Origin of the sequence: Streptomyces sp. NPDC005728 (genome assembly GCF_040630895.1) — a bacterium.
Classification (GTDB): domain Bacteria; phylum Actinomycetota; class Actinomycetes; order Streptomycetales; family Streptomycetaceae; genus Streptomyces.
In genome coordinates this window covers 1-25,122 of record NZ_JBEXYL010000009.1, presented here as the reverse complement: position 1 = coordinate 25,122, position 25,122 = coordinate 1, and the positions used below count along the sequence as shown (strand labels likewise).

General features: G+C 71.1%; 24 protein-coding genes. 9 read left to right on the top strand and 15 right to left on the bottom strand.

The genetic code is table 11. The features are described 5' to 3' along the window. Positions 1 to 10: 10 nt before the first annotated feature. Complete coding sequence (locus tag ABZ471_RS09080; RefSeq protein ID WP_007383963.1) at positions 11 to 370, bottom strand: NADH-quinone oxidoreductase subunit A; 360 nt, start codon at positions 368 to 370, stop codon at positions 11 to 13. Positions 371 to 1,114: 744 nt separating this feature from the next. Here ABZ471_RS09080 and ABZ471_RS09075 point away from each other — a divergent pair. Both ABZ471_RS09075 and def read left to right on the top strand, forming a co-directional pair. Beyond that, positions 1,115 to 1,936, top strand: coding sequence for a C40 family peptidase (locus tag ABZ471_RS09075; RefSeq protein WP_359064103.1), 822 nt, complete (start codon positions 1,115 to 1,117; stop codon positions 1,934 to 1,936). A 129-nt stretch (positions 1,937 to 2,065) separates the two neighbouring features. Next, a complete protein-coding gene (gene def, locus ABZ471_RS09070; RefSeq protein ID WP_359064101.1) occupies positions 2,066 to 2,734 on the top strand; it encodes a peptide deformylase in 669 nt (222 codons plus the stop codon). Here def and ABZ471_RS09065 read toward each other — a convergent pair. Continuing rightward, complete coding sequence (locus ABZ471_RS09065; RefSeq protein ID WP_359064099.1) at positions 2,700 to 3,983, bottom strand: geranylgeranyl reductase family protein; 1,284 nt, start codon at positions 3,981 to 3,983, stop codon at positions 2,700 to 2,702. The two genes, def and ABZ471_RS09065, sit on opposite strands and share 35 nt — an antisense overlap. 98 nt (positions 3,984 to 4,081) lie before the next feature. Here ABZ471_RS09065 and ABZ471_RS09060 point away from each other — a divergent pair, with 98 nt between their 5' ends. Both ABZ471_RS09060 and ABZ471_RS09055 read left to right on the top strand, forming a co-directional pair. Then, positions 4,082 to 4,588, top strand: a complete 507-nt coding sequence (locus tag ABZ471_RS09060; protein WP_359064097.1) for a GNAT family N-acetyltransferase — start codon at positions 4,082 to 4,084, stop codon at positions 4,586 to 4,588. 92 nt (positions 4,589 to 4,680) lie between these two features. Then, positions 4,681 to 5,016 carry a PASTA domain-containing protein gene (locus ABZ471_RS09055; RefSeq protein ID WP_359064095.1) on the top strand — a complete coding sequence of 112 codons (336 nt, stop codon included), beginning with the start codon at positions 4,681 to 4,683 and terminating at the stop codon, positions 5,014 to 5,016. Between the two features lie 24 nt (positions 5,017 to 5,040). Here the strand turns inward: ABZ471_RS09055 and ABZ471_RS09050 are convergent, their stop codons facing one another. Genes ABZ471_RS09050 through ABZ471_RS09035 form a run of 4 tightly spaced genes read right to left on the bottom strand, consistent with a single transcriptional unit; the run spans position 5,041 to position 9,452 of the window. After that, the gene (locus ABZ471_RS09050) at positions 5,041 to 5,736 is read right to left on the bottom strand and encodes a demethylmenaquinone methyltransferase (protein WP_359064093.1); all 696 of its coding nucleotides are present in this window, start codon (positions 5,734 to 5,736) and stop codon (positions 5,041 to 5,043) included. A 35-nt stretch (positions 5,737 to 5,771) separates the two neighbouring features. After that, positions 5,772 to 6,845 (bottom strand): acyltransferase, encoded by a 1,074-nt coding sequence (locus ABZ471_RS09045; RefSeq protein WP_359064091.1) that lies wholly within the window; start codon positions 6,843 to 6,845, stop codon positions 5,772 to 5,774. A 31-nt stretch (positions 6,846 to 6,876) separates the two neighbouring features. Next, positions 6,877 to 9,123 carry a glycosyltransferase gene (locus ABZ471_RS09040; RefSeq protein ID WP_359064089.1) on the bottom strand — a complete coding sequence of 749 codons (2,247 nt, stop codon included), beginning with the start codon at positions 9,121 to 9,123 and terminating at the stop codon, positions 6,877 to 6,879. 20 nt (positions 9,124 to 9,143) lie between these two features. Further along, a complete protein-coding gene (locus ABZ471_RS09035) occupies positions 9,144 to 9,452 on the bottom strand; it encodes a hypothetical protein (RefSeq protein ID WP_359064087.1) in 309 nt (102 codons plus the stop codon). A gap of 275 nt (positions 9,453 to 9,727) precedes the next feature. On the opposite strand from ABZ471_RS09035, the gene ABZ471_RS09030 reads away from it, so the two are divergent. After that, entirely contained in the window at positions 9,728 to 10,690 is a 963-nt protein-coding gene (locus ABZ471_RS09030; protein WP_359064085.1) for a chitinase, read from the top strand. A 57-nt stretch (positions 10,691 to 10,747) separates the two neighbouring features. Here ABZ471_RS09030 and ABZ471_RS09025 read toward each other — a convergent pair whose 3' ends face one another. The 6 genes from ABZ471_RS09025 to ABZ471_RS09000 form a co-directional block, all read right to left on the bottom strand. Further along, positions 10,748 to 11,347, bottom strand: a complete 600-nt coding sequence (locus tag ABZ471_RS09025; RefSeq protein ID WP_359064083.1) for a hypothetical protein — start codon at positions 11,345 to 11,347, stop codon at positions 10,748 to 10,750. Positions 11,348 to 11,364: 17 nt separating this feature from the next. Next, complete coding sequence (gene mqnC, locus ABZ471_RS09020) at positions 11,365 to 12,564, bottom strand: cyclic dehypoxanthinyl futalosine synthase (RefSeq protein WP_359064081.1); 1,200 nt, start codon at positions 12,562 to 12,564, stop codon at positions 11,365 to 11,367. 122 nt (positions 12,565 to 12,686) lie between these two features. Then, a complete protein-coding gene (locus ABZ471_RS09015; RefSeq protein WP_359064079.1) occupies positions 12,687 to 13,448 on the bottom strand; it encodes an A24 family peptidase in 762 nt (253 codons plus the stop codon). Positions 13,449 to 13,509: 61 nt separating this feature from the next. Then, a complete protein-coding gene (locus ABZ471_RS09010; RefSeq protein ID WP_359064077.1) occupies positions 13,510 to 15,900 on the bottom strand; it encodes a PQQ-binding-like beta-propeller repeat protein in 2,391 nt (796 codons plus the stop codon). Between the two features lie 217 nt (positions 15,901 to 16,117). After that, positions 16,118 to 18,052 (bottom strand): protein kinase, encoded by a 1,935-nt coding sequence (locus ABZ471_RS09005; RefSeq protein ID WP_359064075.1) that lies wholly within the window; start codon positions 18,050 to 18,052, stop codon positions 16,118 to 16,120. A gap of 67 nt (positions 18,053 to 18,119) precedes the next feature. Beyond that, on the bottom strand, positions 18,120 to 18,968 hold the full coding sequence (locus ABZ471_RS09000; protein WP_359064073.1) for a menaquinone biosynthesis protein: 849 nt from the start codon (positions 18,966 to 18,968) through the stop codon (positions 18,120 to 18,122). Positions 18,969 to 19,255: 287 nt separating this feature from the next. Here ABZ471_RS09000 and ABZ471_RS08995 point away from each other — a divergent pair, with 287 nt between their 5' ends. Continuing rightward, on the top strand, positions 19,256 to 19,459 hold the full coding sequence (locus ABZ471_RS08995; RefSeq protein ID WP_003992177.1) for a cold-shock protein: 204 nt from the start codon (positions 19,256 to 19,258) through the stop codon (positions 19,457 to 19,459). 92 nt (positions 19,460 to 19,551) lie between these two features. Here ABZ471_RS08995 and ABZ471_RS08990 read toward each other — a convergent pair whose 3' ends face one another. Beyond that, positions 19,552 to 20,115, bottom strand: a complete 564-nt coding sequence (locus tag ABZ471_RS08990) for an XRE family transcriptional regulator (RefSeq protein ID WP_359064071.1) — start codon at positions 20,113 to 20,115, stop codon at positions 19,552 to 19,554. Positions 20,116 to 20,183: 68 nt separating this feature from the next. Between ABZ471_RS08990 and ABZ471_RS08985 the strand changes: the two genes are divergently transcribed. From ABZ471_RS08985 to ABZ471_RS08975, 3 genes are all read left to right on the top strand, one after another. Then, entirely contained in the window at positions 20,184 to 20,870 is a 687-nt protein-coding gene (locus ABZ471_RS08985; RefSeq protein WP_359064069.1) for an AzlC family ABC transporter permease, read from the top strand. Next, positions 20,867 to 21,181: an AzlD domain-containing protein gene (locus ABZ471_RS08980; RefSeq protein WP_359064067.1), complete on the top strand. Its 315-nt coding sequence runs from the start codon at positions 20,867 to 20,869 to the stop codon at positions 21,179 to 21,181. Before ABZ471_RS08985 ends, ABZ471_RS08980 begins: the two co-directional genes overlap by 4 nt. Before the next feature lie 206 nt (positions 21,182 to 21,387). Beyond that, positions 21,388 to 21,591 carry a hypothetical protein gene (locus tag ABZ471_RS08975; RefSeq protein WP_359064065.1) on the top strand — a complete coding sequence of 68 codons (204 nt, stop codon included), beginning with the start codon at positions 21,388 to 21,390 and terminating at the stop codon, positions 21,589 to 21,591. 103 nt (positions 21,592 to 21,694) lie between these two features. Here ABZ471_RS08975 and ABZ471_RS08970 read toward each other — a convergent pair whose 3' ends face one another. Beyond that, positions 21,695 to 24,712, bottom strand: a complete 3,018-nt coding sequence (locus ABZ471_RS08970; RefSeq protein ID WP_359064063.1) for a BTAD domain-containing putative transcriptional regulator — start codon at positions 24,710 to 24,712, stop codon at positions 21,695 to 21,697. 169 nt (positions 24,713 to 24,881) lie between these two features. Continuing rightward, a partial coding sequence (locus tag ABZ471_RS08965) for a BTAD domain-containing putative transcriptional regulator (RefSeq protein WP_359064061.1) occupies positions 24,882 to 25,122 on the bottom strand: 241 nt, incomplete at its 5' end.

The window sequence follows — 25,122 nt, the reverse complement described above, 5'->3', positions numbered from 1 at the left end:
TAAAGGCCCCTCAGTCCCATTCCAGGCCGCCGCGCCGCCATACGTACGCGTACGCGACGAAGACGGTGAGCACGAAGAGCAACATCTCCACGAGCCCGAAGACACCCAGGGCGTCGAAGGTGACGGCCCAGGGGTAGAGGAAGACGATCTCGATGTCGAAGACGATGAAGAGCATCGCCGTCAGGTAGTACTTGATGGGGAAGCGCCCGCCGCCGGCCGGCGTGGGGGTCGGCTCGATTCCGCACTCGTAGGCCTCGAGCTTCGCGCGGTTGTACCGCTTCGGACCGATCAGCGTGGCCATGACCACGGAGAAGATCGCAAAGCCTGCCCCGAGGGCTCCCAGTACGAGGATGGGCGCATAAGCGTTCACCGCTCCTCGCTCCTCTCAGTCGGCACTGACTGCTGGCGGTTGCACTGGGCTCACATCGGCCTCACCGGTCCCACGAGCCCCGCGCGTCCCGGGCGAAGATCGAGAACATGTGAAGCAGGTCACAAGCCCAACTGCCTCGCATCTTATGCCCGCCGCTCTGTGATCTGCGACACGGGGTATTACACAAGCTTTGTGATCTCCACCACCTGACGAAGGATCATGAAGTCGGATGATGAGTGATCTTCACACCCGAAGCGTTCAGGTGATCACCAGAAGTGACAATTTCGCCTGTTGTCGCAGGCCACGAGGGTCGTCTCCATATCAAGAGGGTTCCGTTGCATGCAAATTGGTGCTGGACGGGGCGCCCTGGTAGAGGACGGCATTCACACATCAGGGGGAGGTTCGGGACGCGATGTGGACGCGGGGCGGGTGCGTGCACGCGTTCACGAATTCCGGCCCACGCGGACGCCGCCCTTCCGGTAACCGTTCCGTGACCTCCGCCACATCCATGAGAACGGTCTGAGAACCGGGCTTGGCCATCCACCTGAACCAGTGGTAGGCGCGGGGCAATTCGGACGTACTGATCAAAGCCCGTGATCACGGGCTTGATCACGGGAGTCCGCAATGTCCGTTACGGCGTCAATAAAGAGCGACACACCCGGGCTTCGAGGTGTCGATTGAACAACTGTGGCGCAGCACACGTTTCTTGAAGATATGAAGGAGCCCCTGGTACCGGTTATTCCCATGTCCCACACCGCTCACATACGCAGCCACCGGAAGCCCCGCCGCAGCGCGTCGACCATCGCCGTGCGGGCCGGAGTTGCCGGTGGCGTCCTCAGCACCCTGGCAGTCGCCGGGGCGTCCGGTTCGGCGAACGCTGCCGAGCCGGTGACGCAGACCCTCGAACTGCCCACCCTGACGGCCGACCTGGCCGCTCAGGTCGCCCAGTCCGCGGACGCCACGCAGCTGGCCGCCGCGAACTACCAGCTGCAGGCCGAGCGCGACCAGGCCGCCGCAAACGCCGCGAAGCAGGCCAAGTCGGACCTCGCGGACGCGAAGCAGAAGGCGGCGGAGGCCAAGAAGAAGGCCCAGGAGGCCGCCCGCAAGGAGGCCGCCGCGCGTGCCTCGCGCAACGCCGAGCGGACCACGCTGTCCACCACGGCGGGCACGGGCAGCTCCACCGGCACGTCCACGAGCACGTCCACGGCCACCGGTTCGGCCGCGGCGGTGCTCGCCTTCGCCAAGGCGCAGATCGGCAAGAGCTACGTGCTGGGCGCCTCCGGCCCCAACGCCTGGGACTGCTCCAGCCTCGTCCAGGCCTCGTTCAAGCAGGTGGGCATCAGCCTGCCGCGCGTCTCCCAGGACCAGTCGACGGCCGGCACCCAGGTCTCCCTGAGCAACCTGCAGCCGGGCGACATCCTGTACTGGGGCAGCGCGGGCAGCGCCTACCACGTGGCGATCTACGCGGGCGACGGCATGTTCGTCGGTGCGCAGAACTCGTCCACCGGCATCGTGGAGAAGCCGCTGTCGTACGACCCGCCGACGGGCGCCGTGCGGGTGCTCTGAGCGCCTCGGCACGCCTCTCAGGCGCGTAGGGCCGCAGCCGCTCGGGGGCAGCGGCCCTTCGGCGTCCCCTGGCATGCTCTGCACGGGCCGCCGTCCGGCGGTCCGTCCACGAGCGAAGGAGACCGCGCGATGCCACGCGTGTTCGTCCAGGGCAGTCCCGTCGGCCACTACCCGCGTCACGCCCCCGAGGCCGGGCGCGGTGCGGTGCGCCGCATCACCGAGGTCGGCGAGGAAGTCCTGCACAAGCCCTGCCGGGACGTCACGGAGTTCGGGCCCGACCTCGCCGCACTGATCGACGACATGTTCCTCACGATGTACGTCGCCGAAGGGGCCGGGCTGGCGGCGAATCAGGTCGGGGTCGGTCTGCGCCTGTTCGTGTACGACTGCCTCGATGATGACGGAATCCGTCATGTCGGACACATCGCCAATCCGGTACTGGAGTCCGGTCCGGCCGGACGGCGGCTGATCGACGAAGGCGAAGGGTGCCTGTCGGCGCCGGGGGCCGTGATGGCCGTACCGCGTCCCGAGCGCGCCCTCGTGCGCGGACAGGACAAGCACGGCGCCCCCCTGGCCGTCGAGGGCACGGGGTACTTCGCGCGCTGCCTCGCCCATGAGACCGACCACACCGACGGGTACATCTACCTCGATCGGCTGGCCAAGCGGGAGAAAAAGGACGCGCTGCGGCAGATGGCGGACCGACGGGACGAGGTGTACGCCCGCCGGACCGCCAGGGCTGCCGAGCTGAGCCGGGCCCGGCCGGGGCTCACGCCTTCGGCGCCACCTTGCTCAGACCGTTGATGATGCGGTCCATCGCGTCGCCGCCCGTCGGGTCGGTGAGGTTCGCGAGGAGCTTCAGGGTGAACTTCATCAGCACCGGGTGGGTGAGGCCGCGCTGGGCGGCGATCTGCATGACCTTCGGGTTGCCGATGAGCTTCACGAAGGCGCGGCCGAGGTTGTAGTAGCCGCCGTAGGTGTCCTTGAGGACGCGCGGGTAGCGCTGCAGGGCGATCTCGCGCTGGGCGGGCGTGGCCCGCGCGTGGGCCTGGACGATGACGTCGGCGGCGATCTGGCCGGACTCCATGGCGTAGGCGATGCCTTCGCCGTTGAAGGGGTTCACCAGGCCGCCGGCGTCGCCGACGAGCAGCAGGCCCTTGGTGTAGTGGGGCTGGCGGTTGAAGGCCATGGGGAGGGCGGCGCCGCGGATGGGGCCGGTCATGTTCTCCGGGGTGTAGCCCCACTCCGGAGGCATGGACGCGCACCAGGCCTTGAGGACCTCGCGCCAGTCCAGCTCCTTGAAGGAGGCCGAGGTGTTGAGTACGCCGAGGCCCACGTTGGAGGTGCCGTCGCCCATGCCGAAGACCCAGCCGTAGCCGGGCAGCAGGCGGTCCTGGGCACCGCGGCGGTCCCACAGTTCCAGCCAGGACTCCAGGTAGTCGTCCTCGTGGCGCGGGGAGGTGAAGTAGGTGCGCACCGCGACGCCCATCGGGCGGTCCTCGCGGCGGTGCAGGCCCATCGCCAGGGACAGCCGGGTGGAGTTGCCGTCGGCGGCGACGACGAGCGGCGCGTGGAAGGTGACCTCGCGCTTCTCCTCGCCGAGTTTGGCGGTCACGCCGGTGATGCGACCGGTGCGGTCGTCGATGACGGGGCCGCTGACGTTGCACAGCTCGAAGAGCCGCGCACCCGCCTTCTGGGCCTGGCGGGCGAGCTGCTCGTCGAAGTCGTCGCGCTTGCGGACGAGGCCGTAGTTCGGGTACGTGGCGAGATCCGGCCAGTCCAGCTGGAGGCGGGAGCCGCCGCCGATGATGCGCAGGCCCTTGTTGCGCAGCCAGCCTGCCTCTTCGGAGATGTCGATACCCATGGCCACGAGCTGCTTGACGGCGCGCGGGGTCAGGCCGTCGCCGCAGACCTTCTCCCGCGGGAACTCGGTCTTCTCCAGGAGGAGGACGTCGAGTCCGGCCTTGGCGAGGTGGTAGGCGGTGGTGGAGCCGGCTGGCCCCGCGCCCACGACGATCACATCGGCGGTGTTTTCGGAGAGGGGCTCGGTCACGGCGGGATCTCCCCAAGCTTAGAAATCTGCGTGCCGACCGGCACTGGACATGGGCAGTCTATTCAGCAGAATTGATCACCCGGCTGAAGGGCTGTCCCGTGAACGAAGCTCTCCCCGCAGTAAGGCTGCGCGTGCCCACGGACGAGGACGCGTTCGCCTGGCACCGGGTCTTCGACGACCCCGAGGTCATGGAGTTCCACGGCGGCCGGTCCGCCGAGGTCTCCGTCTACGAGGAGCTGACCGCGCGCCAGCGTCGGCACGACGCCGAGCGGGGCTTCTGCCTGTGGTCGGTGCTGGACGGGTCCGGTGACGTCGTCGGTTTCACCGGGGCTCAGCCGTGGCCGTACGCGTGGGGGCCGTCGGGCGAGATCGAGATCGGCTGGCGGCTCGGCCGGGCGCACTGGGGGCGGGGATACGCCACGGCGGCCGCCGACGAGACGCTCGCGCGGCTGCGGGCGGCGGGGGTGCCGAGCGTGGTGGCGATGGTCGACGCGCGCAACGAACGCTCCATCGCGGTCACCCGGCGGCTGGGCATGCGGCTGGCGGAGACGTTCGTGACGCCGTCCTCGACCCGGGAGGGGCACTGCTACCGACTGGACCTGTGACAGCGAGTAACCAACTGTTACAGAAAGCCACATGATGCTTCCGGGCGGCACGCGACCGAGTTACCCTGCCAGTACCGCTGGGGGTGACATCTGTGCGTATAACACCCAAAACACCCGAAGCGCGCGTTCCTCGTCTGGTCGGTCTGATGGCCATGGACGCGCGCGAAACGGCCCGGGCGCGAGGGCTGTTGCTCAACGCGCCGGACCGCCCGGACTTCCTCCACACCGTCGTCGACTACGTCGTACGCCAGTATCCGCAGCCCGGTGCCGAGGTGCCGCCGGACTCCATGGTGTACGTGTGGTTCGACTTCGGTGAGGGCGAGGGCGGCGGGGGCGTGCGCGAGCCACGCATCCCGCGTCCGCCGACGGGCGGAATGCAACGCGAACTGGGCGAGCCCGGGGACGCCTTCGAGGTGATCAACCGGTGAGACGCCGTCCCCCGCCGGCGGGGTTCAGCTCTCCTTGAAGCCGCGGTGCAGCGCGACCACACCGCCGGTGAGGTTGCGCCAGGCCACCTTCGACCAGCCCGCCTTGCGCAGCCGTTCGGCGAGGGCGGGCTGGTCGGGCCAGGCGCGGATGGACTCGGCGAGGTAGACGTACGCGTCCGGGTTCGACGACACCGCCCGGGCGACCGGCGGCAGGGCCCGCATCAGGTACTCGGTGTAGACGGTCCGGAAGGGCGCCCACGTCGGGTGCGAGAACTCGCAGATCACCACGCGGCCGCCGGGCCGGGTCACCCGGTACATCTCGCGCAGGGCCGCGTCCGTGTCCTGCACGTTGCGCAGCCCGAAGGAGATCGTGACGGCGTCGAAGGTGTCGTCCTTGAACGGCAGCCTCGTCGCGTCGCCCGCCGTGAACGGCAGCCAGCCGCGCTTTCTCTTGCCGACCTGGAGCATCCCGATCGAGAAGTCGCACGGGACCACGTACGCGCCCGTCTGCGCGAAGGGCAGCGAGGAGGTCGCCGTACCGGCCGCGAGGTCGAGGATCTTCTGCGCGGGGCGCGCGTCGACCGCCTTGGCCACCTCCTTGCGCCAGCGCCGGTCCTGGCCGAGCGACAGCACGTCGTTCGTCAGGTCGTACCGTTCCGCCACGTCGTCGAACATCGAGGCGACTTCGTGCGGCTGCTTGTTCAGGGAAGCGCGGGTCACCCGCCCATTCTTGCAGGAGGGCCTGCAGGACGGCCTTACGGGATCAGTTGCGGCTTCTTCCTGGCGGCCACGTCCTCCACCCAGCCGCACGCCAGGACGAACCCGGCGATCAGGACCCAGCCGATGCCGAACATGAACCACTGGCTGTCCAGCGGCAGGTACGTCTCGAAGGCGGGCACGTTCCAGAACCGGTCGATCAGCGGGACGGCCAGGATCAGCGCGATCTCGTGCCAGAGATAGATCGTGACCGCACGCGCGTTGAAGACGGTGACCGTCCGGTCCAGGAGCCGGAAGCGACCGAGCCGGGCGAAGTCGATCCGGAAGTACGCCTTGGCCCACATCAGCAGCAGCACGAAACCGGCCGACCAGAAGGCCTGCGCGAGCGGGTTCTCGTCCAGGTCGTACGTGCCGAAGTCCGCCTGGTGCGAGAAGGCGTACCAGCCGCCGTACCCGAGCGCGGCGAGCGCGAGGACGATCACGAGGGCCGGTTTGCTGCGCGGGAGCAAGCCGTCGCGGTGGGCGAAGCCGAGCATCCAGCAGAAGAGGTACGTCGACAGGTCCCACAGGGCGCTGCCGAAGCGGTTGTCCGGACCCGTCCAGAGGAAGTTCAGCACCAGGATCGGGGTGAGAGACAGCAGCAGTACCGGGACGGGGGCGAGCCGGAAGATCCGCAGCAGCAGCGGGGAGAGCAGGACGAACCAGAGATAGGTGCGCAGGTACCAGAGGACCTCCCAGGCCTGCGCGCCCCACGCGTTGCCCGGCGGGTCGCCGAGCGGCACGATCCAGTAGACGATCTGCCGGCCCGGTATCCAGTCGTGGATCAGCATCGCGAGGACCACGAAGAAGCCCCAGAACCAGAAGGGGGGCAGGAGGCGGCGCAGGCGGCTCCTGAGGACGTCGAGGGCGGGGCGCTCCAGGGACTTGGCCATCAGGGTGCCGGCGAGGGCGAACATGATGCCCATGGAGGGGAAGAGAAGGCCGCACCAGGCCCAGCCGAAGGTGTGGTACGTGACGACCCGCACCAGGGCCACAGCACGGAGGGTGTCGAAGTAGCGGTCGCGTCCCGGTGCCTTTACCTGTGGCAGCTGCTCTGCGGAAGGGCTGCCCACAGTGGTCGCTCCTCGCCTGTGCGAACCCACCTCAGCTCACCCCTGCCGGTGTGCCGACCTCGCCGGTTCGCTTCAGCTTCTGCCAGCGGAGGCGGCCGCCCGTGAGGGCCGTGATGCAGGAGTGGATGAGGACGAGGTACATCATCTGGCGGTAGGCCAGCTGTTGCAGGGGCATCATCAGCAGGTAGCGGTACTTCTCGCGGTCGAGGCGGAAGGCGTAGGCGGCGCAGGCCAGCTGGACGCCGAGGACCGCGAGCCACGCCAGGAGGGCCGCCCGGAAGTCCACGAAGACCATCGAGTAGACGGTGAAGACGTCGATGAGCGGGGCGAAGACGGGCGTCACGATCTGGAAGATCACCACCAGGGGCATGCCGACCCGGCCGAAGCGGCCCGAAGGACCCCTGTCCGTGAGGGACTTGCGGTGCTTCCACAACGCCTGCATGGTGCCGTACGACCACCGGTAGCGCTGCGACCAGAGCTGTTTCAAGGACCCCGGCGCCTCCGTCCAGGCCCGCGCGTGCTCCTGGTAGACGACTCGCCGGCCCGCGCGGTGCAGGGCGATGGTGATGTCGGTGTCCTCGGCGAGGGTGTCCTCGCTCATGCCGCCGACCTGCAGGACCGCCTCGCGGCGGAACGCGCCGATCGCGCCCGGGATCGTCGGCATGCAGCGCAGCAGGTCGTACATGCGCCGGTCGAGGTTGAAGCCCATCACGTACTCGATGTGCTGCCAGGCGCCGATGACCGTGTTGCGGTTGCCGACCTTGGCGTTGCCGGCGACCGCGCCGACGGACGGGTCGGCGAAGGGCTGCACCAGGTGCCGTACCGTCTCCGGCTCGAACACCGTGTCGCCGTCCATCATCACGACGATGTCGTACGTCGCGTTGCGGACGCCGTTGTTGAGTGCCGCAGGCTTGCCCGCGTTCTCCTGGCGGATCACCCGGACGTTCGTCATGCCGAGTTCCGTGGCCGCGGCGCGGGCGATCTCGGACGTGTGGTCGGTGGAGCCGTCGTCGACCACGATGATCTCGATCGGATGGGTGCTCCGCGCCAGTGACTCGAGCGTGTTGGCGATGCACTCCTTCTCGTTGTACGCAGGGACGATCACGCTCACCGGCGCCGTGACCGGCGGTCCCCAGCTGAATCTGCGTCTGTTGCGCTGCCGGTGGTGGCGCCGGGCCAGGATCAGCATCATCCCGAAGCGGCCCATCACAGCCACACCCACGATGACCAGCCCGGCCGAGAGCGCGGGTACGGTCCACTCGGCGACGGCGACCGCCGCGACAAGAGCCTTCCCCTCGTAGAGGGTCATGCCGGTGGCCGTGCGGTGGGCGGCCTGGAGGCTGCCCACCCGGCTCGGCGTCGTATCGACGGCCGGTACCGACTGTCGTGCGGCGGCCCGCTGCTTCTCCATGACCCCACTGATGGTGGTGAAGGTGTAGCCCTTCGCCTTCATCTTCTCGATGTACCGCGGCAGGGCCTTGATCGTCTGCGAGCGCTCGCCGCCCGCGTCGTGGAAGAGGACCGAGGCGCCCTCGGTGCCCTTCGGCGTCGCCCACTTGACGATCTTCGAGACGCCCGGCTTCTTCCAGTCGTCGCTGTCGGTGTCGACGAACACACTGGTGTAGCCGTCCTGGCCGAGCTTCTTGTAGACCGGCCAGCTGTAGTTGTCGATGGCATCCGTCTCGGAGGAGTACGGCGCGCGGAACAGGGTCGTGGTGATGCCCGCGGCGCCGGCGAGGGCGAGCTGCGTCTGCTCCATCTCGCGGTTGACGCGGGAGCTGCTCTGGTACGACAGGTCGACGTGCGTGAAGGTGTGGATGCCGACCTCGTTGCCCTGCTGGACCATCGTCTTCACGATGCCCGGATAGCGGGACACCATCGAGCCGACCAGGAAGAACGTGCCAGGGACGTCGTACTTGCGCAGGATGGCGAGGACTTGGGGGGTCCAGGTCGGGTTCGGGCCGTCGTCGAAGGTGAGCGCGATGGTCCTGGACGGGACGGAGACCGTGGTGGCCCGGCCGCCCCGGAAGGTCAGGATCGGGCCGCCGTCGAGGACGTCGTCGGGGACCTTGCCGGAGCCGGCGCCGGTGCGCACCCGCTGGTCGCCGCCGACCTCGGCGCGCAGATAGCCGTCGAGCAGCATCACGCAGGTCAGTGCGAGCAGGAGCAGCAGGGCGAGAACGACACGCGGGCGCTGCAGTGCCGCGGCCCGGCCTGCCGCCCGCTCGATGCGGGTCGGGGCGCGCCTGCGGCCGCGGGAGGGCGTGGGAGTGGTCATGACTGGCGCCTGTGCTCCCGTCAGTTGGCGCCCGCGGACGCGGACACGGATACCGGTGCGGACGGGGTGGCGGCGTCCGGGGACAGCACCGACGGGGCGCCGCTCGGCAGGCCCGCCTGGCGGCCGGTCCCGCCCTGCGGGCGGATGCCGCCGGGGGTCCGGTCGCCCTGGGCGTTGCCGAAGGGGAGCAGTGAGGAGGGGTTGATGGAGGTACCCCAGCCCATGAAGGCAGCCCCGAGCACGCCCGCGTACGCGAGACAGACGACGCCGACGAGCAGGCCGATCCGGCGCAGCACCTTCGACCGGCGTCCGCTGGAGTCGACGAACACGGGTCCCTCGGCGGACCCGTTGCCTCGTTTGCGACGGCGACCACGTCCGCCGGCGCGACTTTCGATGGCGGGTTCGGAATGCATTCCCCGAATATTAGGCAGCCTTTATGTGACCCTTTCTCAGAAATCCTTGTGAGCCAACCATGAAAGGGTCGCCAAGCTGTCCTTCTCCTGAGAATGTCAAGGTGAGCTGCGCAAATATATGAGACATTCTCCCCCTGGAAACCAATTCTGTTTCCAACCCGAGACAGAGATCACGAGAATGGGCGTGCGCGATGAGGAGTTACCTGACGTGGACCACCGGGACTATCTGCATATTTGCAGTCGCGGTGACCGGGTGCTCGACTCAGACCGGAAGCACGCCCTCCTACGCGCCGTACGTCAGCGCCACCGAGGCCTCCGCCACCGACTCCGCCGGATCGCCGCAGACGTACAACCTCGCCTTCGTGATCTCCGACGGCAGTGACTGCACACCGAGGTGGAACGGCACCGAGGCGATCGGCGACTCCTCCGTGAAGTCCCGGATCGCCGGGCTGAAGCAGGACGGCGCCACCGTACGGGTCTCCTTCGGCGGGGCATCCGGCAAGGAACTGGCCGCGACCTGCGACAGCGCCTCCGCGCTGGCCGCCGCCTACGCCGGGGCGCTGGACGCGGCCGGCTCCGCACAGGCCGACTTCGACATCGAGGGCGCCCAGTTGACCGACGGCGCCTCGGTCGCCCTGCGTTCGAAGGCGATCGCCCGGCTCCAGAAGGAACGGCCCGGTCTGAAGGTCTCCTTCACCCTGCCGGTGATGCCCTCCGGGCTGGACGCGGACGGCCTCGCGCTGCTGGAGTCCGCGAACACGTACGACGTGCAGGTCTCCACCGTCAACCTGATGACGATGAACTACGGCGAGTCGTACACCGGCGACATGGGCGACTACGCCCTCACTTCCGCGAAGGCCGCGCACACCCAGCTGAAGAAGGTGTTCGGGTTGTCCGAAGCGGGCGCCTGGCGGGGCATGGCGCTCACTTCGATGATCGGTGTCAACGACGTGGACGGGGAGACGTTCACGCTCTCCGACGCCGCGCAGGTGCGGACGTTCGCCGAGGAGAAGGAGATCGCCTGGGTGTCGATGTGGTCCGCGTTCCGCGACCAGCAGTGCGAGGACTTTGACTCCGCGTCCGGCGACGCAGCGACCGACTGCAGTGGAGTGAGCCAGAGTTCGGGGGCTTTCGCGAAGGCGTTCGCGGGCTGAGCCGGCGCTCCCGGCGTTCCCCGGCGTTCCCCGAGCGGGCGGCGACACGAGCCGGGATCAGCGGCTGCGGTACACCAGCCGTCCGCCGATCACGGTCGCCACGCAGGTCCCGGCGCCGCGCCGGACCAGTTCGGCGCGGTCCGCGACGTCGAACACGGCGAATCGTGCGGGACCGCCCGGCACCAGCTTCGGCAGCAGGATCAGCGGGGTCGGGGACAGCGCCGCCGGGCCCGGGAGGCTCTCCGGCCGCTGCCCCACCGCGAGTCCGGCCCTGCGCACCGCGTCGACCACGGCCCGCGACCGCAGCTCCCCGGCCACCGCCACGGTGCCGTGCGCCAGCATCCGCTGCACCCCGCGCCGCGCGCTCGCGCCGAGGCGTGCGGGGTCGCTGCGGAAGATCTCCTGCGCCCGCTCCCCGCCGATGGGCTCGGTACCGAGGGCATCGGCCTCGCGCGGGTCGGGATGGTACGTGGCCTCCAGCAGCTCCGGGCCGTACGGGTTCAGCAGTCCCGGCGTCAGGATGCCGGGCCAGCGCCGCACCCTCGCCCGCAGGTGGGAAACGGCCAGTTCCTGGTACCGGCCGACGGCGGCGACGGACGCCCCGTCGACCAGAACCGCCGCTTCGGGCGACTGCTCGGCGACGTGAAGTGTCAGCACGGTACCCCTGGTTGGGTCTAGTTGGACGTGAGCAGCTTGAGCTCGGGATGCGCCGTGCCGCCCTCGATCGCCGTGGAGGAGATGTGGGAGGCCACACGGTCGTCGACGGGGTCGTTCGCCGGGTCGTCGTGCACGACGAGGTGCTCGTAGGTCGTGGCGCGCTGGGCCGGGACGCGGCCCGCCTTGCGGATGAGGTCGATGATCTCCAGCCGGTTGGAGCGGTGCTTGGCGCCGGCCGAGGAGACCACGTTCTCCTCCAGCATGATCGAGCCGAGGTCGTCCGCGCCGTAGTGCAGGGACAGCTGGCCGACCTCCTTGCCGGTGGTCAGCCAGGAGCCCTGGATGTGCTGGATGTTGTCCATGAACAGGCGGGCGATCGCGATCATCCGCAGGTACTCGAAGAGGGTGGCCTGCGTGCGGCCCTTCAAGTGGTTGTTCTCGGGCTGGTAGGTGTACGGGATGAAGGCCCGGAAGCCGCCCGTGCGGTCCTGGACGTCCCGGATCATGCGCAGGTGCTCGATGCGCTCGGCGTTCGTCTCGCCCGTGCCCATGAGCATGGTGGACGTCGACTCCACGCCCAGCTTGTGCGCGGTCTCCATGATCTCCAGCCAGCGCTCGCCGCTCTCCTTGAGCGGGGCGATCGCCTTGCGCGGCCGCTCGGGCAGCAGCTCGGCGCCGGCGCCGGCGAAGGAGTCGAGGCCGGCCTCGTGGATCCGGGTGATGGCCTCCTCGACCGACACTCCGGAGATACGGGCCATGTGCTCGACCTCGGAGGCGCCCAGCGAGTGGATCACCAGCTGCGGGAAGGCGTCCTTGATGGCCTTGAAGTGCTTCTCGTAGTACTCGACGCCGTAGTCCGGGTGGTGGCCGCCCTGGAACATGATCTGGGTGCCGCCCAGTTCCACGGTCTCCGCGCACCGGCGCAGGATGTCGTCGAGGTCGCGGGTCCAGCCCTTGGCGGTGTCCTTGGGGGCCGCGTAGAAGGCGCAGAACTTGCACGCCGTGACGCACACGTTCGTGTAGTTGATGTTGCGCTCGATGATGTACGTCGCGATGTGGTCGATACCCGCGTACCTGCGGCGGCGTACGGCGTCGGCGGCGGTGCCCAGCGCGTGCAGCGGGGCGTCGCGGTAGAGGACGAGCGCCTCTTCCGGGGTGATCCGCCCACCGGCAGCGGCACGGTCGAGGACAGACTGGAGGTCGGCCTTCTCGGTCACCAGGGGTCCCTTTCGTCAAGGGTTAATCAAGGGCAGTGCGCGAAGCGCTCGAATAAGGGTGGCGGTGGGAGACGGGCGGGCGGACCGAACCAGCCTACGCCAGCCGTTTCGCCCGCCCGCGTTCAGGCTGCGTACGCGCCGATCAGCAGCCCGGCGAAGGCTCCCGCGATGAGGAACGGCCCGAAGGGGATCGCCGTCTTGCGCCCCGCGCGCCGGGCGACGACGAGCGCGCCGCCGTAGAGCGCCCCGAGCAGGAAGCCGGCGAAGGTGCCGAGCAGGACCGTCGGCCAGCCGTACCAGCCGAGGACGGCGCCCATGCCGAGCGCCAGCTTCACGTCACCGAAGCCCATGCCGGCCGGGTTGACGAGCCAGAGCACGTAGTAGCCGCCGCCCAGCGCGAGGGCGCCGTACAACGCGGTGAGCCAGTGGCCGGCGTGCTCGGGCAGCAGCGCGGCCCCGCCGAGCAGGGCGAGTCCGGCGGCCGCGAGCGGCAGGGTCAGCGGGTCGGGCAGCCGCCGCACGCGCAGGTCCACGGCGGCGAGCAGCACCCACACCGGCGCGAGCAGCAGCCAGACAGCAAGCTCGGGCCTGGTACCGGTGGCCGCGGCGAGGGCGGCACAGGTGAGGACGGTGGCGATGGTGAGGAGGAGGACGGAGGGGGCGTACGACGCCTCGGCCTCGGCGCCCGCCTGTGCCTGAGTGCCCCGCGCGCACGCTCCGCAGCGCGCCCCGCCGAGCCACCCGCGGACCGGGTGCCCGCCCGGGCAGCGATCCCGCCACGGCTCACCCGCCGGGACCGCGAAGCGGTAGGCGGCCCGGGGCAGCAGTGCGCCTGCCACCGCGCCCCACAGCGCGGCGGCGAGAACCAGCGCGCCCGTGCTCACTCCGCAATCCCCGTGCTCACTCCGCAATCCTAGGGAGTGAGGCCCCCGGGTGGGGGCGGTCTCAGACAGCCGGCAGCGCGTAGACCTCCTGGCCACCGGTCACCAGCAGCCGGTTGCCCGACAGGGCGATCTGCCACTGGTCGGTGGCGTCCGTGTTGTCGACCCAGGACCAGCGGACCTTGCCGGTCCTGGCCTCCAGGGCGATGATGCCGCCGCCCAGCGCGCCGGCGGCCGCGTACAGCGTCGTCCCGGCCTTCAGGAACCCCTCCCTGGACATACGGTTGCCCTCCTCGCAGAGCCAGATCCGCTTGGCGTCCTTGATGTCGAGGGCCCAGATGCCGCGGTCGAAGTCGCAGACGTAGACCACGCCGTCGATGACGGTGGGGTTGTAGAAGCCGCGGCGGCCGTTCGGCGACAGCGTCCAGCGCGTCTTGCCCGTCTCGAGTTCCACGGCCGTCAGCTTCTCGCCCGGCAGGAACACGACCCCGTCGGCGGCCGTGGGCTGCCAGCTCCAGTCGTCGCCGATCTTCTTGCTCCACAGTTGCTCGCCCGTGGCGGTGTCGCGCACGGTGAGGTTGTACTTGGAGTCGGCGTAGACGAGGTACTTGCCGGACACGGTGCCTTCGACGTCGTAGTCGTTGGTGCCCCAGTCGCGCCGCTGGAGCCACACGGTCTTACCCGTGGTGTGGCTGACCGCCGCGATGCCCGTGCGGTAGTCGGTGGCGCTCTTGGCCTGGCCGTAGTCGGTCAGCGTGACGTAGACGTTCTTGTCGTCGATGGCGATCGTCCGCTCGATGTTCAGCTTCTTGCCGAGCCGGCTGCGCCAGGCCTCGTGGCCGGTCTTCACGTCGTAGGCGACCAGGACGCCGTCGTACTCGCTGTCGCCCAGGAACACCTTGCCGCCGTGGAAGAGGAGTTGGGCTCCCGGGCGGCAGATGTCCTTCTTGGACCAGCGCGCCTTGCCCGTCTTCACGTCGTACGCCACCAGCGGGTCGCCGCTGACCAGCAGCAGGCCGTCGTAGGTGAGGAGCGGTACGGAGGTCGAGGTGCTGTCCTCGGCGGCGCTCCGGTGCCACAGCGGCTGCGGTGCCACTCCCGCGGGCGGGGTGGTGAAGGTCTCGCCGACCGGTGCGCCGGAACTGCCGTGGCTGCCCGCGCCGTCGGAGGAGCCGGCGCTGCCGTCCTTCCGCCCGAACCACCAGGCGGTGCCCCCGCCGACCGCGGCGACGGCGGCGGCACCGCCGAGGGCGTAGGAGAGGGCGCGGCGGCGGGTGGGGCCCGGGGAGGGGGCATGCGTGGCGCCGAGCTGGACGGTGCCGGGCTGCGGCGTGCCGTACGCCGCTCCGGGCGTGCCCGCGGGTGGTGTCCCGTAGGCGGGTGCGGGTGTGCCCGCCGGCGGCGTGCCGTAGCCGGCCGGCGCTGCCGGCGGATAGCCGTATCCCGCGGCCGGTGCCTGCGGATGGCCGTACCCCGCCGCCGGTGCCGGTGTGCCGGCCGGCATCGCCGGGGCCGGGCCGAAGGAGGCGGAGCCGGCGGCCGGTGCGGCCGGCTGCTCGGGTGCCTCCAGGTCCAGGATTCCGGCGGCGTGCGTGGCGATGGTGGACGCGACCGCCGAGGGCAGCCAGTCGCCGAGCACGCTCTCGACGCCCTGCGGGGCCAGCGCGGCCACGATCTCGGCGGGGGCGGGCCGGGCGGCCGGGTCCTTCAGCAGACAGGCACGCACCAGCCCGAGCAGGGACTGCGGTGTGCCCGTCAGGTCCGGTTCGCCGTGGACGACCTGGTAGAGCATCGCCGCGTGCGAGGCGGCACCGTCGCCGAAGACGTTGCGGCCGGTGGCCGCGAAGGCGAGGACGGCGCCGAGGGAGAAGACGTCACCCGCCGTTCCCACGTCCTGGCCCAGGGCCTGCTCCGGGGGCATGTAGCCGGGCGAGCCGACCACGACTCCCGTCTGGGTCATGCGGTTGCCGTCCACCGCCCGCGCGATGCCGAAGTCGATGACGCGGGGGCCGGCCGCGGCCAGCAGCACGTTGGACGGCTTCAGGTCACGGTGGATGAGTCCCGCCGCGTGGATCTCCTGGAGTGCTGCCGCGAGGCCCGCGCCGAGCGCGCGCACGGTGTGCTCGGGCAGTGCGCCGTGCTCGGCCACCACGTCCGTCAGGTCCGGGCCGAGCACGTACGACGTCGCCAGCCACGGCAACGGCGCGTCCGGGTCGGCGTCCACGACCGCGGCGGTGTACTGGCCGGAGACCGCCTGGGCGATCTCCACCTCGTGTCCGAAACGGCGGCGGAAGTCGGCGTCGGCGGCGAGGTCGGGGCGTACGACCTTCACGGCGACGGTACGGCCGCCGGGCGAGCGGGCCAGGTAGACCCGGCCCATGCCACCGGCTCCGAGCCTGCGCAGCATGCGGTAGCTGCCCAACTGCCGCGGGTCGTCCGGTTGCAGTGTCTCCATGGCGGGTGTTCCCCGTCCTTCCCCGTTGCGACGCTTTGCGCTGCTTTAACGTGCGCTGTCAGCCGTTGTCCGGCCGAAGGCCGGTGCGGTGGCGCGCCGTTGGCGTTCGCCAACGCAGACACAGTAGTGACAGCCGGGGCAGGTGGGGCGACGGGGGCGTTCGGCGGAGCCGGGCGTGCCAGGCCCCGCGATTCCGGCATGGTCCGCCGGACAGGCCCTAACCGACCTTCGACATCCGGGACACCGGGTCGCCCTCGGCCGAACTCTCCGCCGAGTACTGGAGGTCGTCGCCGACGGGTGTCAACTCCACCGGGTGCGGGGCGGGGTCGCAGCCGGCGTGGTTGCCCTTGGCGCCCACCGAGGTCGCCACGATCCGGGTCTCCGCCACCTGCTTCAGCGTGAGGATGTCGGTGCAGACCCCGCCGAGCTGGTCGGTCTGCTTGAGCCTGCCCAACTCCTCGCCGGTGCCCGCCTGGTGGACCGTGAGCCGGAAGGTGCCCATGGGCAGGGCGCCGCCGAGCCCGGTGGCCTGGCCCTCCCAGGTGCCGAGGTAGCGGGCCGGGATCGCCTTCCCCGTGGCGCCGCTCGCGCTGGGTTTCGGGGACTTCGGGTCCTGTCCGGAGCCCGGCTGCGACGAGTAGGCGTCGGACGGCGACGAGGGTCCGGGCGAGGACGAGTGGGAGGCGGCCGGTGCGCTGCCCGCCGTGGCGTGGTCACTGCCGGCCCACGGCCGCAGCAGCGCCCCGAGCCCTACGGCCGCGCCGGCGAGTGCCGCCGCCACGGCCAGCGCGACGGTGCAGCTCACCCGGCGCCCGCGCCCGCTCTCCGCCGGCCCGGAGGTCGCCGCCACACTGACGCTGACCTTGCCGGGACCGGGCACCGCATCCCGCGGTCCCGGCACACCGGCGGACTCGACACCTGACGCCCCGGCCTGCCCGGCCGGGGTCCCCGACGGCCCGGGGGGAGCCTCGGACGGCATCCCGGGCGGCACGGCCGGCGTCCCGGAGGGCACGCCCGGAACCCCGGGTGCCACCACCGCGGCCCCGGACGGAGTCATCACCGGAGCCGGCCCGAACTGCCCCGCCACCGGCGCGGACCCGCCCGTGGCCGCGCCGAACCGCCCCGCGGCCGCACCCGACTCCCCCGGCACCGAACCCGACGGCGCCGCAGCAGCCCCGGGCAGTCCCGGCACCGCCCCCGAAGTCCCGCCCGCCGAAGGGCTGCCGAACTCCACCGGGCCCGACGGTGCCGCGTCCGTCGTCTCCAGGTTCAGGAGGCGTACGGCGCTGCGGCTGACCTGTTCGACCAGGGCGCCCGGCAGCCAGCCGCCCGTGATCAGGCGGGCGGCACCCTCGGGGGCGAGGCGGCGGGCCAGTTCGGCCGGGGCCGGGCGGGCGGCCGGGTCCTTCGCCAGGCAGGCGCTCGCGGCCTCCCGCAACTCGCCGCTCAGGGCGCCGAGTTCCGGCTCCTCGTGGACGACCTTGTAGAGCAGCGCGGCCGAGGAGTCGCCGGGGAACGGGGGCTCGCCGGTCGCCGCGTAGGCCAGGACCGCGCCGAGGGAGAAGACGTCGGCCGCCCCGGTGACGCCCTTGCCGAGGATCTGCTCGGGGGACATGTAGCCCGGCGAGCCGACGGAGACGCCGGTCGAGGTGAGGGACGCCGTACCGTCCGTGGCCCGGGCGATACCGAAGTCGATCAGCAGCGGGCCGTCCAGGGTCAGCAGGACGTTGGAGGGCTTCACGTCCCGGTGGACGAGGCCGAGCTCGTGCACCGCCGCGAGCGCCTCGGCGAGGCCCGCGCCCAGGGCCCGTACGGTGTGCGGGGGCAGCGGGCCGCCGTCCTTGACGGCCCCGTCGAGGGAGGGGCCGGCCACGTAGGCGGTGGCGACCCAGGGCACGGCGGCCTCCGGGTCCGCGTCCAGGACCGGCGCTGTCCAGGCGCCGCCGACCCGGCGGGCGGCCGCCACCTCGCGGCGGAACCGGGCCCGGAACTCCTCGTCCAGAGCGAAGTGCGGATGCACGATCTTCACGGCGACCGTACGGCCGCCCGCGCTGCGGCCCAGGTAGACCCGGCCCATGCCGCCCGCGCCGAGCCGGCCGAGCAGCCGGTAGGGCCCGACGGCGGCCGGTTCGTCAGCTCCGAGCGGCTGCATGGCGTCCCCCTCTTCCCCGGGGCGTCCGCCTCTCCCCCGGCACGCCTCACTGCCCGAAGCGTAGTGACTACGGCTGGAGCAGATCCACCTTCACGTCCGCCGGGAAGCCGGTCGTCGGGCCGACCCGGCGGGCGAACTCGGTGACCGCGGCCAACTGCGGGCCGCCGAAGCTGAAGTCGAGGGTGGTGAAGTACTGCTCCAGGGTCGCCTCGTCGAAGGACTCCCAGCGGGCGGCCTGCTCGGCGACCTTGCCGACCTCCTCCAGGGAGACGTTGCGGGAGGCGAGGAAGGCCTCGTGGACCCTGCGGGTGATGAACGGCTCGCGCTCCAGGTAGTCGCGCCGGGCCGCCCAGACCGCGAAGACGAACGGCAGGCCCGTCCACTCCTTCCACAGCGAGCCCAGGTCGTGCACGTCGAGGCCGTAGCGGGGCCCGTCGTGGAGGTTGGCGCGCAGGGCGGCGTCGCCGATGAGCACGGCGGCGTCCGCCTCCTGCATCATCAGGCTGAGGTCGGGCGGGCAGGTGTAGTAGTCGGGCTGCACGCCGTACCGCTCGGCCAGCAGCAGTTGGGCGAGGCGGACCGAGGTGCGCGAGGTCGAGCCGAGGGCGACCCGGGCGCCGTCCAGCCGGTCGAGCGGGACCTGCGAGACGATCACGCAGGACATCACCGGGCCGTCGCAGCCGACGGCGATGTCCGGGAAGGCGACCAGGTCGTCGGCGTTGCGCAGGAACTCGACGAGGGTGATGGGGCCGATGTCGAGGTCGCCTCGCACCAGCTGCTCACTGAGCTTCTCCGGGGTGTCCTTGGTCAGCTCGAAGTCGAGGAGCGTGCCGGTTCTCGCGAGCCCCCAGTAGAGGGGCAGGCAGTTCAGGAACTGGATGTGGCCGACACGCGGCCGGGTGCGAGAATTGTCCACATCGCGAGACTAGACCCCGTGCTGTACGGTGCTGAGACCGGCCCCACCGTCAACCCACCCGTCTGGCGGTTCAAACATTCGGGTGACGTGATCTTGACCTCTATTGCTTTCGGCTGCCTGCGTGCTAGGCTCGCCGCAAGTTGCAGTTTGGTTTCCCTTGCAGTACAGAGCCTGCGGAGCATGTGACCGCGGGCTCTCGTCGTTTTCAGACGAATGCAGTTGTGCAGCACCGTTTCGCACGTGCAGGTTCTGGAGCAGGGCAACCCTTTTGAGCCCAAGGAGGGCTTATGGCTACCGGAACCGTTAAGTGGTTCAACGCCGAAAAGGGCTTTGGCTTCATCGCCCAGGAGGGCGGCGGCCCCGACGTCTTCGTTCACTACTCCGCGATCAACGCCTCCGGCTTCCGCTCCCTCGAGGAGAACCAGCAGGTGAGCTTTGACGTGACGCAGGGTCCGAAGGGCCCGCAGGCGGAGAACGTCACCCCGGTCTGATGTCTGCCTGATCGCAGAACCTGAGTGCAGTACCCAAGGAGCCCCTAGCCGCAAGGCGATGGGGCTCCTGCCTTTTCCCGTTCATTTCCGGTTCACATGTGCTGCATGATCAGCACGAACTTCGTTCCGGCGGCGAGTGCCTCGTAGGCGTGCGGCACGTCCCCGCGGTAGGACATGTAGTCCCCGGGCGCCAGTTCGGCCACCTCGCCGCGCGGGCCCGCCCTGACGGCTCCCTCCGTGACCACGATGTGCTCCGTGGTCCCGGGAATGTGCGGCTCGGAATCCCGTACGGTCCCGGGTTCCAGCCAGACGTAATAGATATCCCTTCGCGCGCCCGGCGGGCTCGCCGAGAGCAGTGTGGCCAGATAGCTGGACTGCTCGGAGTGGACCGTGGGCCCCGCTCCGGCCCGGATCACCTGGACGGCGGGCACGGGCGGCTCCACGAGCGCGCTGAAGGGCACCCCGAGGGCCACCGCCAGCGCCCAGATGGTCTCCATGCTCGGATTCCCGCTCGCCGCCTCCAGCTGGGACAGCGTGGACTTCGCGATCCCGGCGCGCTTGGCCAGCTCGGACAGGGACAGCCCGGTGCGGGTGCGCTCACGCTTGAGGGACGCGGCGATCCACTCCATCGGGAGCCGGGCGGGGGCCTCGGACATGTCGTTCGCTCCATCGGTATGATCGTTCGTCTTGACGAACAGGGCGTCTGCTGTTCATTGTAGAAAACATGCGTTCGCTTCTCCGAACACCCGAGTCCGCCTCGCTGGTCCGGGACAGCTCCCTCGTCTGGCTGGCCAGCGGCATCGTCGGTGTCTCCTTCGGTGCGGTCTCCGTCGCGGGCGGGCTGCCGGTGTGGGTACCGGTGCTGATGTCGCTGGTGGTGTACGCGGGATCGGCCCAGTTCAGCGCGGTCGGCGTGCTGCTCGCCGGGGGTGGCCCGCTGGCCGCGGCGGCCACCGGACTGCTGCTCAACACGCGCACGGCGGCCTTCGGTCTGGCGGTGGCCGAGATCATCGGTCCCGGTCGCGCGACCCGATACCTGGGGGCGCATCTGGTCACCGACGAGACGGTCGCCTTCGCCCTCGCCCAGCCCGATCCGCAGCGGCGGCGCAAGGCGTTCTGGATCTCGGGGCTCGGTCTGTTCGCCGTGTGGAACACGGGCGTCCTGGCGGGCGCGCTGGCCGGCAGCGCCCTGGGCGACACCGCCCGCTACGGCCTCGACGCGGCCTTCCCCGCCGTTCTGGTCGCCCTGGTCCTGCCGTCCCTGCGGGCCGATGCGGGGGTACGGCGCTGCGCCCTGCTCGGCGCCGCCCTGGCCCTGGCCGCGACGCCCGTGGTCCCGGCCGGAGTGCCGGTGCTCCTCGCCCTGGCCGGGCTGCTCCTGCACCGCCGGCCCGCCGGAGCCGCCGGATGAGCGCCACGGTCGCCGTGATCCTGACCCTGGCGGTCGGCACGTACGCCTTCCGTCTGGTGGGCCCCCTGCTGCACGGCCGGGTGACGGTCCCGGCCCGGGTGCAGGAGCTGGCATCGGCGGGGGCGGTCGTCCTGCTCGTCGCCCTGCTGGCGACGGGTGCCCTGACCGAGGGCGGGGGCTTCGCGGGCTGGGCCCGCCCGGCCGGGGTGCTGGCCGGCGCGGTCCTGGCCTGGCGCCGGGCGCCGTTCGTGGTGGTGGTCCTGGGCGCGGCGGCGACCACGGCGGTGCTGCGGCTGGCGGGGGTGGCGTAGGGCTGAGCCGGTCGTCTCCCGGTACTCGACCCTGCATCCGACCACGACCGGCCCGCCGCCATTGAAACCAGGAGTACCGGGGGCCCGACCCGCTTCGGGAACCGGCGGGGACGGCATGGGGATCGGTCCCCCGGAGCATCGGTTGCGGCGTCGGGGCGAGGCCCGGCGACCGGATCACGATCCGTCTCTTCCTGGGGGTTACACCTATGCGCGCCATCGCACTGCGTACGAAGACGGCTCTGACCGCGCTCACCGGCGCAGGCGTCCTGACGCTCGGTACCGCGGCGGCCGTTCCGGCGACCGGAGTGCAGCACGCCCTGGTGCACCTCACCTCCGGCCGGACGGGCCACCAGGCCCCGTCCGGCCCGATCCTGGCGGACGAGCGCGAGCCGAAGCTGGCCGGCTCCTGACCACCCCGAACCCCGCATCCCTCGGACCACACAGCGCAGCATCGACGGCATCGACCGGGCTCACGCCCCGTCGGTGCCGTTTCCCGTGCAGGCCGCAGGCTGCCTACAGACGCCGTCCCGCCTCGGTCACGCCCATCGCGTCGTACAGCGCCTCGGCCGCCTGCCAGTGCCGGCGTGCCATCCGTGCGTCGCCCAGCTCCTGTGCCGCCTCCGCCATGCCGTGCAGGGCGCGGGCGGTCTCGAAGCGGTAGCCGAGGCGGGAGGCCAGCTCATGGGCGTGGCGGTGCAGTTCCATGGCCCGGCCGGGCGCGCCGCGGCGCAGGTGGACCAGGCCCACCACGTTCGCCACGGTCGCCTGGCGCAGGGCCGTGCCCTCGGCGGAGACCAGGTCCAGGGCGCGCTCGGCGTGCTCGGCGGCCGAGCGCATGTCGCCGAGGCGCTGGCAGACCCGCGCCCAGTGGGCGAGGACGACGGCCACGTTCGCGGGCCTGCGGGACTCGTCGCACAGTTCGAGGGCCTGGGCGAGGCAGGCCCGCGCCCGCTCGTCCTCGCCGGTGCCGAGGTGGGCCAGGGCCAGCCAGGTCAGCGACGAGATCTCGTTGTTGCGCTCGCCGAGGCGCCGGTTCAGTTCGGTGGCCCGGGCCGCGTACCGGGCGCCCTCGGCGTAGTGGCCCGCCCAGGTCTGTACGGTGCTGAGGTTGACCAGCGCCTGCGCCTCGTCGCGGGGCGCACCCAACTCCCGGTGCAGTTCGATGCCCTGGGCCAGATGGGCGCGGGCCTCGTCGAAGTTGCCCAGTGCCCCGTGCAGCAGGCCGAGCACGTCGAGGCAGAACGCCTCGGTGCTGCGGTCGTCGGAGCCGGCCAGCTCCAGGGCCTCCTGAGCGGTGGTGATGCCGTCCTGGAAGTCGCCGAGCCACCAGTGGCCCACGGCCAGGTTGCCGAGGCTGATGCCGAGCAGCACCGGGTCGCCGAGCTGCTGGCAGGCGACGACCGCGATCCGGCTGACGACCCGGAACTGCTCGTAGTGTCCGCGCAGGTTCAGATAGAACAGGACGTTGCGGGCCAGCATGGCGACCGGGCGGTGCAGGCCCTGTGCACCCGCCTGGGCGACGATCGCGAGCAGCGCCTCGTACTCACGGTCGAACCAGCGCAGTACGCACTCGTCGCCGTCCAGCCGGGGCAGTTCGGGCGGGTTGCCGGGCGGTGGGTCACCGTGGCTGCCGCGGCCGGGGAAGAGCATGTCGCAGGCCTTGTCCGTGGCCAGGGCGTAGTAGACCACCAGGCGCCCGCCGGCGGCCTCCTCGTCGTCCTCGGCCTCCCGCACGCTCATCGCGTACGTCCGCACCAGATCGTGGAAGCCGTACAGCCCCGCCTCGTGCTGCTCCAGCAGATGCGCGTCGAGCAGGCGCTCCAGGACGTCCTCGGCGTCGTGGCCGTCGGTGCCGAGCAGCGCGGCGGCCGAGTGGACGTCGATGGCGCTGCCGGGGTGCAGTCCGAGCAGCCGGAACGCGGCGCGCAGGTCCGACTCCATGGCCTGGTACGACAGCCTGAGCGTGGCCTCGACGCTGCGTTCTCCGGCGCTCATCTCGCGCAGCCGCCGGGTCTCGTCGGCGAGCCGGTCGACCAGGTACTGGACGGTCCAGCGGGGCCGGTTGCGCAGCCGCGCGGTGGTGATGCGCAGGGCGAGGGGCAGGCCGCAGCACAGCCGGGCGAGGTGGTCGACGGCCTGGGGCTCGGCGGCGGTGCGGTGGGCGCCGAGCGTCCGGGTGAGCAGGGTGGTGCTGTCCTCGGCCGAGAGCAGGCCGAGGGAGAGCCACTCGGCGCCGTCGAGTTCGAGCATGCGGACCCGGCTGGTGATGATGGCCAGGCAGCCCTCCGAGGCGGGCAGCAGCGGCCGTATCTGGGCGGCGTCGGCGGCGTTGTCGAGGAGGAGCAGGATCTTCCGCTGGGCGGAAACGGTTCGCCACAAGGTGGTGCGCCGCTCCAGGTCGTCCGGGATCCGGTCGTCCGGTATGCCGACGACACGCAGCAGGGAGTGCAGGACCGCACCCGGCTCCTGCGCCTTCTCGCCGGGGCTGAACCCGCGCAGGTCGACGAAGAGCTGTCCGTCGGGGTAGTCGGCCGCGAGCAGGTGGGCGGCGTGCACGGCCAGGGCGGTCTTGCCGCTGCCGCCCATGCCGTCCACGCCGACGATCCGGGTACTCCCGCGGGCCGGGGCCCGGCCCACCTCCAGCAGCCGGGCCAGCTCCTCGTCCCGGCCGGTGAAGTCCGGCAGGTCGTACGGCAGGGTGCAGGGCACGGGCTCGGACCCGTCCGGCTGGGCGAGCGGGGCCGGTACGAGGAGGGCGGCGCGGTCGGACACGGACTGCGGTACGCGGGGCGCCACCTCGGGGCTGTCGCGCAGGATGGCCTCGTACAGCCGGGTCAGCTCGGCGCCCGGGTCGATGCCCAGCTCTTCGACGAGCAGTTCGCGCACGCGGCCGAACTCCTCCAGCGCGTCGGCCTGCCGGCCCGCCCGGTACAGGGCGAGCATCAGCCGCCCGCGCAGGGTCTCCCGCAGCGGGTGCGCGGTGACCAACTCGCGCAGGGGCCCGACGAGTTCGGCGGACTGGCCGAGTTCGAGCTGTAACTCGAAGTACTGTTCGGCCACGGCCATGTGCCGTTCCTCCAGCGCGGCGGAGGCCGCGGAGATCACCGCTCCGCCGGCGCCGGCCATGACCGGGCCCCGCCACAGGTCCAGACAGGCCCGCAGGTGCCGGACGGCCTCGGCGGCCGCTCCGGCGGCCACCGCCTGCCGGGCCTCGCCCGAGCGTCGGCCGAACTCGTGCAGGTCCAGCTGGTCCTCGCCGAGGACGGCCCGGTATCCGGCACCGTCGGTGACGATCAGCCCGGCGCCGCCGGGGATACGGGTGCGCAGTGCGGCCACGGCCTTGCGTATCTGGTGGCCCGCGGTCTGCGGCGGCTCGTCGTCCCAGGCGGCGGCCACCAGCCGGGGCACCGGCACCATGCGCCCCGGCTCCAGTAAGAGCGTGACGAGCACACGTTCCTGGGTGGGGCTGCCGAGTCTGAGCCGACGCTCGCCGTGCCAGCCTTCCAACGAGCCGAGGATGTTGAAGCGCACGACAGGCCGAGCGGATGCCGCCGACTCCACGAACCCGTCCCCTCCGCCCCATCGCGTGGCCCGGCCCGAGATGTTCGGGTCAATCCTAGGTTGTACCCGAACGGACCACGCTGGAAGGCGACTTCACGTTACCGTGTGGCGCATCTCGGCCCAGCCAAAAGCTAACCCTTTAAGCAAGCTGAAGGAGAGAGGATCGCGCATCACCGGCCAAAGCCGGGTCGTGACAGAGAATGGCGCTCTCCACCTGGCGCAGGGCAGGAGATGGCTGGATACCGAGTTCGTCGTCGAGGTGCCGGCGCATCCGGCGGAAGACGCCCAGGGCGTCGGCCTGTCGTCCCGAGCCGTACAGGGCGATCATCAGCTGCTCGCAGAAGTGCTCGCGCAGCGGGTGGTTGGTGTGTGCCTCGGTC